Here is a 15717-nt window from a genome sequence, read left to right as displayed (position 1 = left end):
CACTCATGATTTCCACACATCAGAACTGGACACCGCTGCTGGGCCGATTGGGCCTGGACGCGATCCCGCATGAGCCGATCGTTATCGGCACATTCGTCATGGTCTGCCTGGGCGGTCTCGCCCTGGTGGCCGCGCTCACCTATTTCAAGCTGTGGGGCTACCTCTGGAAGGAGTGGTTCACCAGCGTCGATCACAAGAAGATCGGCATCATGTATATGGTGCTGGGTCTGGTCATGTTCCTGCGCGGCTTTGCCGATGCGATCATGATCCGCTCGCAACAGGTGCTGGGCTTCAACGGCTCGGACGGCTATCTCAACTCGCACCACTTTGATCAGGTGTTCACCGCGCACGGCGTCATCATGATCTTCTTTGTGGCGATGCCCTTTGTCACCGGCCTGATGAACTACATCGTGCCGTTGCAGATCGGCGCGCGCGACGTGTCCTTCCCGTTCCTGAACAACTTCTCGTTCTGGATGACGGTGGGCGGCGCGGTGCTGGTGATGGCCTCGCTGTTCATTGGTGAGTTCGCCCGTACCGGCTGGCTGGCCTATCCGCCCTTGTCGGGCTTGGCATACAGCCCTGATGTCGGTGTGGACTATTATATCTGGTCACTGCAGGTGGCCGGTGTCGGCACCACGCTTTCGGGCGTCAACCTGATCGCCACGATCATCAAGCTGCGCGCGCCGGGCATGACCTTGATGCGCATGCCTGTGTTCACCTGGACCGCGCTGATCACCAACGTGCTGATCGTGATCTCGTTCCCGGTGCTGACGGTGGTTCTGGCGCTGCTGGGCCTTGACCGCACCTTCCACACCAATTTCTTCACCAACGACTTTGGCGGCAGCGCGATGCTGTACGTCAACCTGATCTGGATCTGGGGCCACCCCGAGGTCTATATTCTGGTCCTGCCGATCTTCGGCGTGTTCTCGGAAGTCGTCTCGACCTTCTGTTCCAAGCGCCTGTTTGGCTATTCCTCGATGGTGTACGCCACCGTCGTCATCGGCATCCTGTCGTACATCGTCTGGCTGCACCACTTCTTCACCATGGGTTCGGGCGCGTCCGTGAACTCGTTCTTTGGCATCACGACGATGGTGATCTCGATCCCCACCGGCGCCAAGATGTTCAACTGGCTGTTCACCATGTACCGCGGCCGCATCCGGTATGAGCTGCCGATGATGTGGACTGTCGCCTTCATGCTGACCTTCGTCATCGGCGGCATGACCGGCGTGATGATGGCCGTTCCCCCGGCTGACTTTGTGCTGCACAACTCGGTGTTCCTGATCGCCCACTTCCACAACGTCATCATCGGCGGCGTGGTGTTCGGCGTGTTCGCCGCGATCAACTACTGGTGGCCCAAGGCGTTCGGTTACAAGCTGAACGAGTTCTGGGGCAAGGTTTCGTTCTGGTGCTGGGTTGTCGGTTTCTGGGTTGCCTTTACCCCGCTGTACATCCTGGGCCTGATGGGCGTGACGCGTCGTATGCGCGTGTTCGATGACCCCTCGCTGCAGATCTGGTATGGCATCGCTTTCCTGGGCGCGCTGCTGATCGCCGCCGGTATCGGCGCGATGCTGGTGCAGTTCGCGGTCTCGATCTGGAAGCGCGAAGAGTACAAGGACGAAAGCGGCGACCTGTGGAACGGCCGCACGCTGGAATGGGCCACCTCCTCGCCCCCGCCCGAGTACAACTTTGCCTTCACCCCCAAGATCCACGATCTGGACGCATGGGCCGACATCAAGAAGAAGGGCGTTGCCCGTCCGGTTGATGGCTTCCGCCCGATCCTGATGCCGCGTTCGACCTGGGCCGGTATCGTGCTGGCGGGCATTGCCACGGTTTGCGGCTTTGCGCTGATCTGGCAGATCTGGTGGCTGGCTGTTGCCGCACTGGTGGGTCTGGTGCTCACCGCGATCGTCCATACGTTCAACTATGACCGCACCTTCCACATCCCGGCCGAGCATATCGCCGAGGTGGAAGCCGCGCGCACGGCCCAGCTGGCCGCGCTTAACAAGGGAGCCGACGCATGAGCACGGCTGAACTGACGGGTCAGTATTACGACCTGCACGAGCACGACCACCCAGAAGGCGGCAGCACCATGCTGGGCTTCTGGCTCTACCTGATGAGCGACTGCCTCATCTTTGGCATGCTGTTCGCCACCTTTGGTGTGTTGGGCGGCAATTACGCCGGTGGGCCAGGGCCAAAGGCGCTGTTCGACCTGCCGCTGGTGGCGGTGAACACGGCGATGCTGCTGTTCAGCTCGATCACCTATGGCTTTGCCATGATCGCCATGCAGAACGGCAAGAAGAACGCCGTGCTGCTGTGGCTGGCGGTGACCGGCCTGTTCGGCGCGACCTTTCTGGGCATCGAACTCTATGAGTTCAACCACCTGATCCACGAAGGCGCCGGCCCGCAGCGCAGCGCGTTCCTCTCGGCGTTCTTTACGCTGGTGGGCACGCACGGTCTGCACGTGACGTTCGGCACGATCTGGCTGGTGACGCTGATGGTGCAACTGGCCAAGCATGGCCTGACCGCCGCCAACCAGCGTCGCGTGATGTGCCTGTCGATGTTCTGGCACTTCCTTGACGTCGTGTGGATCGGCGTCTTCACCTTTGTCTATCTGATGGGAGTGCTGCGCTGATGGCCAACTCGTCTCACGATCACGGCCATGGTCACGATGACCATGGCCACGGCCCGGCCATTCACGTTTCGCTGCGTGAATATGTCATCGGCTTCCTCCTGTCGGTGGTGCTGACGGCGATCCCGTTCTGGCTGGTGATGTCGGGCGTTATCGCCGACAAGCAGACCACCGGCCTGGTCATCACCGCTTTCGCCGCCGTGCAGGTGGTGGTGCACATGGTCTACTTCCTGCACATGAGCGGCAAGGTCGAGGACGGCTGGAACCTGATGGCGCTGCTGTTCACCATCCTGCTGGTGGCGATCATTCTGGCTGGTACGCTGTGGGTGATGTTCCACCTGAACCACAACATGATGCCCGCCATGCCTAAGATGGATGGCATGGGCTGATGAGCCAGCCTTCCTTCGGGAAGCAGAAGGGGCGGCGCCGGATCATTCCGGTGGCCGCTCTTCTGCTATGTGCGGCGGTGTTTGGCGCGCTGGGCGGTTGGCAGGTCCAGCGGCTGGGCTGGAAACGCGATCTTGTCGCGCGGGTGGAGGCGGGCCTGAAGGCCGAGCCGGTGCCCGCCACCACCCTGCCCTTTGCCCCAACCGATGACGCGGTGCGGGCGATGGAATACCGCCGGGTGTCGCTGAACGGTGCCTATGTGCCCGAAGGCACCGTGCTGGTGGCGGCACTGACCGATCTGGGCAATGGCTATTGGGTGATGACGCCCTTGCGGCTGGGTGATGGTCGGATGGTGTGGGTCAACCGGGGCTTTGTGCCCAATGGATCCCGCCGGGACGCGGTGGCCGCCGCGATGCCCGCCGTGCCGGTTTCCGTTATCGGGTTGTTGCGCCGGGCCGAGCCGGGCCGCACATGGTTGCGCGCCAATGACCCGGGGCAGGACCGCTGGTACTATCGCGACCTGACGGGCATGAGCGCGGCGCGTGGGATCACGGGCTCGGCGGCGTGGTTCGTCGATGTCCAGACCGAAACACCCGTCAGCCCCAAAGCCCCCGTTCCGGGCTTGACCGTGGTGCAATTTGCAAACAACCATCTGCAATATGCGATCACATGGTTCCTGTTGTGCCTGGGCAGTCTGGGCGCGATATGGCTGGTGATGCGCCGCCCCGCGCTGTTACAGGACACTGATCCATCATGAAGGCCGCTCGCGCCATCGCTCCATTTGACGCCGATATCGCACCGGCCAGCGCCAACAACATGGCGCTGCTGGTGCAATTGCGCTGGCTGGCGGTGGTGGGGCAATTGCTGGCGATCGCGGTGGTTTCGTCCATTCCGGGGGTGCGGCTGCCGCTGACGCAATTGCTGATCGTTCCCTTCCTGCTGGCGCTGGTCAATCTGGCAACGCTGGTGCTGGGGCGTAACCGTCAGGGCTATTCCTATCTGGAACTGCTGGGCGCGCTGATGATCGACGTCGAGGCGCTGTCATGGCAGTTGTTCTTTACCGGCGGGATCACCAATCCGTTCATTTTTCTGTTTCTGGTCCAGATCGTCATCGGGGCGGTGCTGTTGCACCCCCGCTGGAGCTGGATCGTCGCCTTGGCGGCGGCGGCGGATGTGACATTCCTGACGTTCAATTTCCGCCCGCTGGGCCTGCCGCCCGGTTCGGCGGAGTCATTGCTGCTGATGGGACATCTGGCGTGTTTCCTGCTGATTGCGGCGCTGCTGGTGATCTTTGTCGTGCGGATGGACGCCAATCACCGCGCCAGCGACGCGCTGTTGGCGGCATTGCGGCAACAGGCGGCCGAAGAACACCACATCATTCGCATGGGCCTGTTGGCCAGCGGCGCGGCGCATGAACTGGGCACGCCGATGGCCAGCATGTCGGTCATTCTGGGCGATTGGGCACGGCACAAGGCGATCAAGGCCGATGCCGATCTGGCCGATGACGTCACCGTCATGCAGACCGAGTTGCAGCGCTGCAAGCGCATCGTCAGCGGCATCCTGATGTCGGCAGGCGAAATCCGGGGCGAAAACCCCGAAGTCACCACCTTGCGCGGTTTCCTGCGCGACATCGTGGCCGACTGGCAGGCGCGCACCAGCGCCCCGATTTGTCTGATCGACGAATTTGGCCCAGATGTGCAGATCGTGTCCGACCCCGCGCTGCGACAGGTGATCGGCAATGTGGTGGACAACGCGCTGGAGGTCAGCCCCACCGGCATCGAGTTTTCCGCCCAGCGCCGCGCCGATGCTTTGGTGCTGGACGTGATCGACCACGGCCCCGGCTTTTCGCCCGAGATGATCGGCGGATTTGGCCGCCCGTACATGTCGACCAAGGGACGCGATGGTGGCGGGCTGGGCCTGTTTCTGGTAGTCAATGTCCTGCGCAAGCTGGGGGGACGGGTTGATGTCGCCAACCTGCCCGAAGGCGGTGCGCTGGTCCGTCTGACTATCCCTTTGTCAGCACTGGTTTTTCAGGGCAAGAAAGCACAATGACCGCCCCTACTGAACGCCTGCCGCATCTGGTCATCGTCGAGGATGATCCCGCCTTTGGCCGCACGCTGCGCCGATCGTTCGAACGCCGCGACTACGAGGTGCTGTTGTGCACCAGTCCCGGCGAACTGGCCGAATTGCTGAAAACCACGCAGTTCCAATATGCTGTCGTTGACCTGAAACTGGGCACGGAAAGCGGGCTGACCTGTGTGCAAATGCTGCATGAGGCAGATCCGGACATCTGCATCGTGGTCCTCACCGGCTTTGCCAGCATCGCCACCGCGGTCGAGGCGATCAAGCTGGGCGCGGCGCATTATCTGGCCAAGCCCGCCAACACCGACGATATCGAGGAGGCCTTTGGCAAGCGCGAGGGCAACGCCCACGTCCCCGTCGAAGGCCGCAAGACCAGCATCAAAACGGTGGAATGGGAATATATCCACACCACCCTGGCCGAATGCAATTTCAACATCTCGGAGGCCGCGCGGCGGCTGGGGATGCACCGCCGCACCCTGGCGCGCAAGCTGGAGAAGCAGCAGGTGAAGTGAGGTTGGGGGTTGGTTGGAGGTGTTTTGCCTCCGGCGGGCAAAGGGCGTTACGCCCTTTGCAATCCCATTAATGGCCATGTGGGCGCCAGCCCTCTACGTGGCGCCCAAAGTCACGGGGTGTTTAAAGGCCTGCGGCGCCAGACAGCGCTAACCAGCGCCGCAGGCTTTCAATCCACTAGCTATCGCCCTTCACCAAGACCGAAAGGCCAACCCAACGCCACCATGACGGGGATTGCAAAGGGCCCCCGCCCTTTGCCCGCCGGAGGCATCTGTCCCTTTAAACCGCCAGCTTGTCCAGCACCACCGCCAGCGCGGCGGCATTGATCGCGGCGGCGGTTTGCGCGTCGTCCGCCTCGCTGTAACAGCGCAGTTCGGGCGCGTTGCCTGATCGGCGCAGGTGCAGCACCTTGCCCTCGGCGGTGGTCATGCGGATGCCATCGGTCAGGTCCACGCCCACAACCACGCCCGCGATCCCGCCGAAATAGCCGTCCAGCCGCGCCAATTGCGCCGCCGCGTCGCCCTCCAGCAGGGCGGCAAAGATCGCCTCGCTGCGGGCGGTGGCAAAGTTCTGGATGCGGTCGGAATAGGTGACGCGCGGCGGCAGCTCGTTCAGCAGTTCGCCAACGCCCATCCCCTTGGCCCGCGCGGCTGCCATCACGGCCACCGCGGGCAGCACCGCGTCGCGCGTCGGCAGGGCGCTGATCGTGCCCGCCTTCAGCGCGAAATCGCTGGCCAGCAGGAAGCCGCCGTTGGCCTCATAACCGCACACGCCAGTCTGCCCGGCAGCCAGCGCGGCGTTCATCGCGTCAATCACAAAGGGCGAGCCAATGCGCGTGCGGGCGCAATGGGCAAAGGCGCCCGACAGTTCCAGCACCGTGTTTGACGAGACCGGCGTGACCACTGTGCCCGCGCCAATCGCCCGCGCGCACAGCACGCCCAGCACGTCACCGCGCAGCCATTCGCCATTGGCATCGGCCAGCAACGGACGGTCGCTGTCGCCATCGGTCGAGACGATCGCGTCAAAGCCGTGCTGCGCGGCCCATTCGCGCGCCAGCGTGATGTCTTCGGGACGGACGGCTTCGGTGTCGACGGGGATGAATTTTTCCGAACGGCCCAGCGGCACCGCCTGCGCGCCCAGCGCCGCGACAATGCGCGTCACCACGTCGCGGCCCACCGCCGAATGCTGATAGACGCCCACCGTCATGCCCGACAGCGCATCAGCGCCAAACGCATCGACATAGCGCGCAACATAGGCGGTTTCGACATCCGTCACCGGTGGCAGCGGCGCAGGCGAGGCCAACATGCCATGGGCGTCAAACGCCTCCGGGGCCAGCGTCACGGATTGGCGCTTCATGCCCGCCTCGTCCGACTTCAGAACTTCGCCAGCGGGGCGGTAGAACTTGATGCCGTTGCGGTCATCGGGAATGTGGCTGCCGGTGACCATCAGGCACGGGATCCCCGCGCCAAAAGCATAGAGCGCCAGGGCGGGCGTGGGCACATAGCCGCAGAAGACCACCTCGCCGCCCATGTCCCGGATCGCCTGCGCACAAGCGGCCAGAATGCGCGGGGAACTGGGCCGCAGATCACCCGCCAGCGCGACCGGCCCGTTGGCATATTCGCCGATCTCGTGCAGATAGGACAAGAACCCCTGCGTATAGCCATAGCACACCCGGTCGGTCATCGCGACCACCTCGCCCCGCGCGCCGCTGGTGCCAAAGGCCACACCCGATTGCGTCATCAGCACGTCCACCGTCAGATCAGTCGAGGCGCATACCGTTTCGGTCATCGGGGGTCCTTTTGATTGCTTGTTGGGCGTTGCGAGCGGCCAAAACACCCGCTCGGGCCATGATCTAGGCGAAATCTCTTACACATCGGCGTCAGGCTGTCCAGACGCCGTTACGCGGTTGCAGCAAAGTTGAGGGTGCATCATTCTATCAATTGTTACGATCAGCAAAGCCTGTTACCCTGTCCGTCAAACGCACAACATACGGGAGAGTTCGATGGACCGCGCCGCCTATGACGCCTATGTCGCCGCCTTCAACGCGCGCGATTACGACACGGTTTGCGACTTTTACGCCGAACCGATCAATATGAACTTTTTCGGTGTGGCGCTGCGTTCACGCGCCGACATGAAGGCGTTCTATGGCTTTCTGCATGCCCATGCGATGGAAACGGTGCGCGTGCTGAATTTCGCCAGCAGTTCAAGCTTGACCGCGGTGGACGCGATCGTCCGGGTCGAGGCGACCAGGGACATGACGCCAGAGGCGCTGGCGCAGCAAGGGTTGACGCAATTCCACCCAATGCGCGCGGGCGACGTGATCGAGATGCGCCAGTTCATTTTCTACACCATCCGCGATGGCCGCATCGCCAATGTTGAATGCGCGATGGCCCCGGCTTGAACGGCGGCCTGATTTGGCGGGCGGGGCGCCGATGACGCGCCCTGCCCGCCACGGCTCAATTGGCCGCCGGCACCCAGACCGCGCCCTTGATATGCTGGATCAGGCCATCGGCGTTCAGGCTGTAAAGGATCAGGAACTCGATATCGACCTGCATCCCTTGGGCCACCGGGGTCATGCCCGCATAGCCCATTTGCGCCAGCAATTCGGGCGAGAGGTCCTGCAAGCCTTCGAAGCGGATCACCACATTGGCGACAAAGCCAGTGCCCGCCGCGACGCCTGCTCCGGGATAGAACCCTTTGAACAGCACCGTTTCGCGGCAATAGGCATGGAAAAAGCGATAGAATTCGCGGAAGGCCGGTTTGCCCTGCACCCGGAACCCGGCGTTCTCCAGCGCGAAATCATCGGCAAAAAAGGTCTCCAGCGTGGCATAATCGCGCCCGTTGAAGGCCTCGATATAGCGCATATAGTCGTCTTGGGTGAACATGGCTCTCTCCCTTATGATTTGCGCGCAGACCGGCGCGTAACAGGCCCTGCCCTTGCGCCACGGCGCGATGCGGTCATGTCCGCCCTCCTCAGGCCCGTTTTCACGCATCGCCCGGTCTATGCTTTTGGCCGGGTCAATGGCATGGCTTACAGCGTAAAGGAGCCACTCCCGATGGTCAAGAACCCAACCAACACCCAAATTGGGGCAAGATTTACAGTGCAGTGCAATAAATCTGCACCAACTTGTGTAAAGCCGATTGCCTGTAAGTGTACTGACGCCTAACCATGGCTGGCATGAACGCCCAACCCTTGACGCCTGACCGGATTGTTGCCGAAGCCCTTGCCCTGTTGCAGGAGGCCGGTTTCGAGCAGGTATCGCTGCGCCGTCTGGCCGCGCGATTGGGCGTGCAGGCGATGTCGATCTATTGGCACATCAGCGGCAAGGACGAATTGCTGCGCCGCATGGCGGGCACAGTGTTTCGCGAAACCGTCCACGCCATCCCCGAATGCACGACATGGCAGGCATGGGCGCGCGCCTTTGGCATGGGGCTGTGGCGGGTGCAGCATCAGGTGCGTGATGCGGCGCGGCTGATCTTTTCAGCGCGCTATTCCGAAGAGGACTTCCGCAACATCGCCCATGGCATGACCGCGCCACTGGTCGAGTTTGGCCTGTCCTTCGAGGAAGCGATGGCGCTGCAATCCTCGATCCAGGCGCTGGTGATCGGCTGGACCGGGTTTGACCAGATCTTTGGCGAACCGCTGGGTCAGGTCATCCCGATCGAACCGTCGATGGCCGCCGGGCTGGACGCGCTGATCGCCGGGTGGGAAGCGCGTCTGGCGTCCCGCCCGGCCTGATCCGCGCCTATCCGGCCAATGCCTTGGCCGCCTGTTGCACCGCCGCCACCACCCGCGGATAGGTGCCACAACGGCAGATATTGGTGATCCCTTCGCGGATAGCCTGCTCGGTGGGATGGGGTGTTTCCTTCAACAGGGCGGCCACCGCCATGATCATGCCGGGCTGGCAATAGCCGCATTGCGGCACCTGTTGCGCCACCCATGCGGCCTGTACCGCATGCGGCTGATCGGCGCTGGGGGCCAGCCCCTCGATGGTGGTGACAGCTTTGCCCGCCGCATCGCTGACGGGGAACTGGCACGAGCGCACCGCCTGTCCCTCGACATGCACCGTACACGCCCCACACAGCCCCGCGCCACAACCAAACTTGGTGCCCACCAGCCCCAAATCATCGCGCAATGCCCACAGCAAAGGCGTATCGGCGTCACTATCGACCACCCGTTGCGCGCCGTTCACGGTCAGCTTGATCTCGGCCATGGTTCAGATCTCCAGCATTCGGGCGATGGGCAGGCGGCGGATGCGCGGCCCGCCCGCATCGGCAATGGCATTGACCAAAGCGGCGGCAATCGGCGGGGTTCCGGCCTCGCCGGCGTTGCCGGGACGCTCGCCACTGGGCATCAGCGCTACCTCGATCGGCGGGATATCGGCCAGCAAGGGCATGCGGAACTCGCCGAAATTGGCGACATTGGGGCGCCCCTCGGCAAAGGGGATCTCGCCCCAGATCGCCGCCTGCAGGCCAAAGACGATGCCGCCGCTGATCTGGCTTTCCACCCCCTTTGGGTCGATCATCGGGCCACAGTCAAACGCGGCGACGATCTTCTCGATGGTCAGCTTGCCCTTGACCACGCGCACCCGCACCGCCTCGGCGCAGACGTGACCTTCGTTGTAAGTGATAGCAATTCCGTGCCCTGTTCCACGCGGTTTGGGCTTGCTCCAACCGATCATGTCGGCGGCCTTGTCCAGCACGCGCAGGATGCGCGGTTCGCCCGCCAACATCGCGCGGCGATAGGCCAGCGGGTCCTTGCCCGCGGCGCGCGCCACCTCGTCCAGAAACGCCTCGGCAAAAAAGGTGTTCTGGCTGGCTGACACCGACCGCCAGAAACCGACCGGCACCGACAGGTCCTTGGTCTCGTGATATTCGATCAGGCTTTGCGGGATGCCATAGCAGCCATAGATCAGCATCCCCGCCGCCGTGGGATCGGCAATGCCGGGCGGGCTTTTGCGGTGGTGATAGGTGTTGATCGACTGGCCCGCGATGCGGCTGTGCATCACCTGCAACCGGCCGTCCGCGCCAATCCCGGCGGTTTGACGCACGCGATAGGCGGGACGGAACTGGTCCATCGCAATGTCCTGCTCGCGCGTCCAGATCAGCTTGACCCATCGGCCGGGGGTGGCGATGGCGGCTTGCGCGGCGGGCACTGGAAAGTCCACGCCCCATTTGCGGCCAAACCCGCCGCCCAGATAGGTCACCTCCACCCGCACCTTGTCAAAGGGGATGTTCAGCACCTGCGACAGCTCGGTCCGCACCGCCTCTGGCGATTGCAGGGGCCCGCGCACGGTCAATTGCCCATCGGCGAAATGGGCGCTGCAGGTCAGCGGCTCCATCGTCGCATGGGCGACATAGGGCACGTCATAGGTCGCCTCGACCCGCTTGGCCGCGCCCGCCAAGGCGGCGGTGATTGCGGCCCGGTCGGCCCGCTTTTCCTTGGGCCGCATGGTGGCGAAATCGAAATCGGGGAATTCCATCGGCGGCACGCTGGCAAAGGCGCGCTCCATCGCGGCATCGATCCCCTTGTCGTCCAGCCCGGCGGTGGGCGAGGACAGCACCTTCAACTCCAGCGCCTCGGCCGCCTTTTTCGCCTGCCAGAAGCGCGGCGAAAGCACGGCATAGCCTGCCTCTACCGGGACGATGGCGGTGACGCCGGGCATGGTGCGCACCTTGTCCAGATTGGTCGCCTGCACCTTTGCCCGTGGATGCGGGCCCAGCGCCAACGCGCCGATCAACATGCCGGGGCGTACGACATCAATGCCGAATTCGGCGCTGCCGCGCACCTTTGCCGCCAGATCCTTGCGCGGGGTGGACCCACCGATGATTGTCCACGCCGATGCCGGACGCAAAGGCACCTGCGCAGGCACGGGCAGCTTCGCCGCCGCCTCGGCCAGATCGCCATAGCCGATGCTGCGGCCCGATGCGGCATGGCGCACCACGCCATTGGCGGTGGTCAGTTCGCCCTCTGCCACGCCCAAACGTTGCGCCGCCACCTGCACCAACAGCATACGCGAGGCCGCCGCCGCCTTGCGCAATGCGGTGAAATAGCCCACCGTTGTCGCGCTGTTGGCGGTCATCTGGCGGCGCATCATCGGGTTGACGAACAAGGGATCGGCCCAAGGCAACAGCACCTTCAGCCGGGCATAGTCGCAGTCCAGCTCCTCGCCCACGTATCGGGCCAGTGTTTCCTGCGTCCCCTGCCCCATTTCGGACGAGGGACAGATAAAGCTGACCACGCCATCCCGCGCGATCGCGATCATCGCGCCAAAGCCCAGTTGAGGCGGTGGCGGGGCGGCGCCGGGCGGCGGGCCATCGGCCAGCGCATCGGTGGGCAACAGCATTCCCGGCAGGCTGGCCGCGATCACCAGCGCCCCCGCACCAATCCCGCCCCCGCGCAGAAAGGCGCGGCGGTTGATGGTCGACAGGGCAATCACGTCACGCTGCTCGCTCATCGGCGGGCGCTCCGGGCCTCGGCCGGCGTCACATCACGCGCCACGCGAAAGCCGAAAATCCATGTGGTCTGATCCTCGGGATCGCGCCCGCGCCAGCTGACGCGGTTGCGGAACTGCGCCGAAATCCAGCTGCCGCCGCGCACCGCCCGGCGGTCACACCCGGCTGCGGGCGCGGGCATTGGGCGCCCATCAGTGGGCGTTTCGGGGCGATAGGGCGCGTAATAGCAATCCTGCGTCCATTCCCAGACATTGCCCACCATGTCATGCAGGCCAAAGGCGTTGGCCGGATAGGATCCCACCGGCGCCGCCCCGGCAAAGCCATCGTGGCAAGCCACCGCCGCCGCCAGTCCGCCGGTCCCCCCAAACACCGCCAGCGCGCCATCGGCCATGCCATCAGCGTCCAGCACATTGGCATATGTGCAGGCCGCCGCGCCGCCGCCAGCCCAGGGAAAATCGCCCTGCGTGCCCGCGCGGGCGGCATATTCCCACTCTGCCTCGGAAGGCAGGCGATAAGGTTTGCCCGTCTTTTTCGCCAACCACGCGACATAGGCCGTGGCATCGCGCCATGACACGCAGACCACCGGGATATTGGCCGCGCCCTCGCCCGCGCCCGTGCCGGGGTGGCGGAAATCAGCGCCGGGCACTTCCTCAACCTTGCCAGTGGCGCGCACGAAAGAGCGGCAGTTGGTGCCCGTCACATGCCCCGTTTCGGCGATAAAGCGCGCGTATTGGGCGTTGGTCACCTCCAGCGTGGCCATGGCAAAGGGGCGGATCGTCACCTTGCGCACGGGGCCTTCGGGGCGGCCATCCTCGCCGGCGTCCGCGCCCATCAGGAACGCGCCGGCTGGGATCACCGCCATCGCCGGACAGCCATCGGCGCAATCGCGCAGGATCTTGGGCACAGGATGCGGCGCAGCCTTGGCCATTACCGGCGCGGCCCAGCCCAGCGCCACCCCACCGGCGGCCGCGATCAGCCCTAGAACCTGCCCTTTTGCCATGACCTGACTTCTCCCCAACACCACTGCGGGCGCGCATTCCCGCACGCCAATGCCGCCGATGGTGCACCGGTTCCCCTTTGCCCCCGATGGTGGCGGCCGAAGTGTTCGATGTGCGGATAGGGCATCGCGCCCTGCCTCAAACGCCAACGCCCCCTTTGCCGTGGGGGGCAAAGGGGGCGCGGATCAGCGCGGTTCAGGCCGCGCGTCACAACTGGTTTGAAAGCACCTTATTCCGTGGTGGTGAACACCTTGGCCCCCTTGGCACCCCATTCCATCAGCGCGTCGATGCGCTTCTTGGCGCCCTCGGGATCGGCGTCCAGCGGCAGGATGGCATCGACGATCTTGTCGAAATGGGCGCGCATCTGCTCCTTCGCCTCGGGGTAGGGGATGATGTAGAGATCGCCGTTCTCGATCCCCTTCTTGGTCCATTCGGCCAGTTCGACGGGCTCCATCCCGTGGCGGTGGATCGAGTGCAGCGATTCAATCGTCGCCTCATCCGCGCGATAGCCCGACACACCCGCACTGGCCGGACGCAGCTTGGTTGCCTCGGCAATGTTGCTCTTGATGTTGGCGGGGCAGATCACCGACACGCCGATGTTGTGCTTGGCCAGACCCTGATGATAGCTTTCCATCAGGTTGATCACCGCCGCCTTGGCCGCCGAATAGGGCGCGGCCAGAGCCGAGCCCGACAACCCGCCCAGCGACGAGGTGGTGACGATATGGCCAGGCTTGCCGCTGGCGATCATGCGGGGGACGAATGTCACCATGCCGTTGATCACCCCGCCCAGGTTCACCCCGATCAGCCAGTCAAAATCGCCATAGGTGGTCTTTTCCACCGGGCCAAAGCTGTTGACGCCGGCCGTGTTGAACAACAGCGTCGGGGCCTGACCAAACACCTGCTCCACCTCGTCGGCGGCGCGGGCATAGGCCTCGCGGTCGGTGATATCCAGTACGATGCCATGGGCGGTAATGCCCTCGGCGCGCAGGGTGGTCAGCGCCTGTTCAATGGCATCGCCGCGCATGTCGGCGATCACCACCTTGGCACCGGCGCGGCCAAACACCTGCGCCTGCCCCAGACCCGCGCCCGACGCGCCACCCGTGATAAAGGCCACCGCCCCGTTGAAATCCTGCATGTTGTCCTCTCTCGTCATGGTCCGGCGAGTCGCCGTCGCGAAACTTTGTCAGACATACATACAATGTAAGGTGCGCGGATCGCAAGAGGCCTCGCTGCGGCAATATCACGCGGATCACGCCACGCTCAAAACGCCCCGCACTCGCTCAGGATTTCTTCGACCGCGCGGCCTCGGGCGGCCATGATGCGGATGCGGGCCTCGTTGGTCAGGACCGCCCAGGCCGCCTCCTCCACCTGCGGCCACAGCGCGCGGGGGATCGCCACCACGCCGTTTTCATCGCCAAACACCATGTCGTCATGGGCAATCGGCACGTCGCCCATGCGGATCGGCGTGTTCATCGCGCCCAGCGTGCCTTCGTATTTGATGTCGTCGCAATAGGACCGCCGCGCATAGACCGGCAGGCCCAGCAGCGCGACATCGCGGCTGTCGCGGGTGACGCCATCGATCACCGCCCCCACCGCGCCTGACCGGATCGCCAAAGTTGCGTTCAAATCGCCGAAATAGGCAAAGCCGGGGGCTTCATTGGCGACCATGATGACACAGCCGGGCCGGACAAAGCGATAGGAATCCAGCGCGCCATAGATCCCACGCCAGCGCTCGCCGCCGCGTTCATCAGGCGTGATGGCCACCAGTTGCAGCGTGCGGGCGCGGCCCAGCATCTTGCCCGGACTGGTCGCAGCAATCTGGGGCGGCAGGACACAGCGCTGGCCCATCTCCTTGGTGATATCGGCCAGCACGGGCGAGGATAGGTAGGACGAGAGCGCCCGCAACCGCGTCACCTCCTGCGCCCTCTGGCCCGCGCACAGCGCTTCGGCCATGGTCAGGTCGGCGGGGTTGTTGATGTCGACCTGCTCGGTCGGGTCCAGTTCGAACAGCACCGGGTTCTGGCCGAAGCGCTGCGTGGGCAGCGGGTCACCGGGGCGGTAACGGACGATATACAGGCTCATCGCCTCGACAATGGTGGCGGGCAGTTCGACCGAATTGGGAATGCGGCCCCGGCCATACAGTGGATTGACCACCCGCCCCTGCGCGCCCCAGCAATATTGCTTGGTGCTGGCCACGCCGATCAGGCTGTCGGCCTCTGGCGTGGCGATCAACTGGCGGATGGCGCGGGCGATCGTGTCGGCCGTGACAAAGGGCGCGGTGCACAGCGTCTGGATCAGGAATTCAGGCGGCGCCTCGTTTCGCTGGGCGGCGCCCTCGATTGCGGCGCGGCATTCCCATGCGAACAACTCGTGCCCATCACAGGCATTGCTGGCCAATTCCACCGGGCGGCGCATCCGTCGCACCGGCAGATCGGCGGCCAATGCTGCCATCTCGTCGCTTTCGGTGTCCAGCCAGACGGTGTCGATCAGATCACAATCCAGCAATTGCCGCAGTTTGCGCCGGAACAGGTGGTCGCCGTCCAGAATGGCCATGTTCTTGGCATTGATCCGCTCGCTATTGCCCTTTGCGGGCACAAAGGCGGCGATGCGCGGGCGGGCGGCCACGGCGGTGGTGATGGGGGTGATCGCGTTCAT

At 64.2% G+C, this 15717-nt stretch carries 15 protein-coding genes; 8 read left to right on the top strand and 7 right to left on the bottom strand.

The features are described 5' to 3' along the window. The first annotated feature begins 5 nt into the window (after positions 1-5). The 6 genes from cyoB to GTZ99_RS06460 are packed head-to-tail and all read left to right on the top strand — an operon-like array spanning position 6 to position 5610. The gene (gene cyoB / locus GTZ99_RS06485) at positions 6-2021 is read left to right on the top strand and encodes a cytochrome o ubiquinol oxidase subunit I (protein WP_161717440.1); all 2016 of its coding nucleotides are present in this window, start codon (positions 6-8) and stop codon (positions 2019-2021) included. Beyond that, positions 2018-2632 (top strand): cytochrome o ubiquinol oxidase subunit III, encoded by a 615-nt coding sequence (cyoC, locus tag GTZ99_RS06480; RefSeq protein WP_161717439.1) that lies wholly within the window; start codon positions 2018-2020, stop codon positions 2630-2632. The genes cyoB and cyoC overlap by 4 nt, the downstream gene beginning before the upstream one ends. Beyond that, positions 2632-3018, top strand: coding sequence for a cytochrome o ubiquinol oxidase subunit IV (gene cyoD, locus GTZ99_RS06475; RefSeq protein WP_161717438.1), 387 nt, complete (start codon positions 2632-2634; stop codon positions 3016-3018). The genes cyoC and cyoD overlap by 1 nt, the downstream gene beginning before the upstream one ends. Further along, on the top strand, positions 3018-3773 hold the full coding sequence (locus GTZ99_RS06470) for an SURF1 family protein (protein ID WP_161717437.1): 756 nt from the start codon (positions 3018-3020) through the stop codon (positions 3771-3773). The genes cyoD and GTZ99_RS06470 overlap by 1 nt, the downstream gene beginning before the upstream one ends. Beyond that, positions 3770-5068, top strand: coding sequence for an ATP-binding protein (locus GTZ99_RS06465; protein WP_227711144.1), 1299 nt, complete (start codon positions 3770-3772; stop codon positions 5066-5068). Before GTZ99_RS06470 ends, GTZ99_RS06465 begins: the two co-directional genes overlap by 4 nt. Then, a complete protein-coding gene (locus GTZ99_RS06460; protein ID WP_161717436.1) occupies positions 5065-5610 on the top strand; it encodes a response regulator transcription factor in 546 nt (181 codons plus the stop codon). The genes GTZ99_RS06465 and GTZ99_RS06460 overlap by 4 nt, the downstream gene beginning before the upstream one ends. 277 nt (positions 5611-5887) lie before the next feature. Here GTZ99_RS06460 and GTZ99_RS06455 read toward each other — a convergent pair whose 3' ends face one another. Beyond that, positions 5888-7396 (bottom strand): phosphomannomutase, encoded by a 1509-nt coding sequence (locus GTZ99_RS06455; RefSeq protein ID WP_161717435.1) that lies wholly within the window; start codon positions 7394-7396, stop codon positions 5888-5890. A 214-nt stretch (positions 7397-7610) separates the two neighbouring features. On the opposite strand from GTZ99_RS06455, the gene GTZ99_RS06450 reads away from it, so the two are divergent. After that, positions 7611-8009: a nuclear transport factor 2 family protein gene (locus tag GTZ99_RS06450; protein WP_161717434.1), complete on the top strand. Its 399-nt coding sequence runs from the start codon at positions 7611-7613 to the stop codon at positions 8007-8009. A gap of 55 nt (positions 8010-8064) precedes the next feature. Here GTZ99_RS06450 and GTZ99_RS06445 read toward each other — a convergent pair whose 3' ends face one another. Then, positions 8065-8493 (bottom strand): nuclear transport factor 2 family protein, encoded by a 429-nt coding sequence (locus GTZ99_RS06445; protein ID WP_161717433.1) that lies wholly within the window; start codon positions 8491-8493, stop codon positions 8065-8067. Between the two features lie 293 nt (positions 8494-8786). Here GTZ99_RS06445 and GTZ99_RS06440 point away from each other — a divergent pair, with 293 nt between their 5' ends. Further along, positions 8787-9347 (top strand): TetR family transcriptional regulator, encoded by a 561-nt coding sequence (locus tag GTZ99_RS06440; protein ID WP_161717432.1) that lies wholly within the window; start codon positions 8787-8789, stop codon positions 9345-9347. A gap of 7 nt (positions 9348-9354) precedes the next feature. On the opposite strand, the gene GTZ99_RS06435 is transcribed toward GTZ99_RS06440, so the two are convergent. From GTZ99_RS06435 to GTZ99_RS06415, 5 genes are all read right to left on the bottom strand, one after another. After that, on the bottom strand, positions 9355-9822 hold the full coding sequence (locus GTZ99_RS06435; RefSeq protein ID WP_161717431.1) for a (2Fe-2S)-binding protein: 468 nt from the start codon (positions 9820-9822) through the stop codon (positions 9355-9357). A 3-nt stretch (positions 9823-9825) separates the two neighbouring features. After that, on the bottom strand, positions 9826-12066 hold the full coding sequence (locus GTZ99_RS06430) for a xanthine dehydrogenase family protein molybdopterin-binding subunit (protein WP_161717430.1): 2241 nt from the start codon (positions 12064-12066) through the stop codon (positions 9826-9828). Next, complete coding sequence (locus GTZ99_RS06425) at positions 12063-13064, bottom strand: formylglycine-generating enzyme family protein (RefSeq protein WP_161717429.1); 1002 nt, start codon at positions 13062-13064, stop codon at positions 12063-12065. Before GTZ99_RS06425 ends, GTZ99_RS06430 begins: the two co-directional genes overlap by 4 nt. Before the next feature lie 227 nt (positions 13065-13291). Further along, positions 13292-14215: an SDR family NAD(P)-dependent oxidoreductase gene (locus tag GTZ99_RS06420; protein WP_227711143.1), complete on the bottom strand. Its 924-nt coding sequence runs from the start codon at positions 14213-14215 to the stop codon at positions 13292-13294. Between the two features lie 107 nt (positions 14216-14322). Continuing rightward, a complete protein-coding gene (locus GTZ99_RS06415; RefSeq protein ID WP_161717428.1) occupies positions 14323-15717 on the bottom strand; it encodes an RraA family protein in 1395 nt (464 codons plus the stop codon).

Origin of the sequence: Novosphingobium ovatum, from assembly GCF_009909235.1 — a bacterium.
Taxonomy (GTDB): Bacteria; Pseudomonadota; Alphaproteobacteria; order Sphingomonadales; family Sphingomonadaceae; genus Novosphingobium; species Novosphingobium ovatum.
The sequence above is the reverse complement of the archived record's forward strand: the minus strand, read 5'-3'. Positions and strand labels throughout refer to the sequence as shown.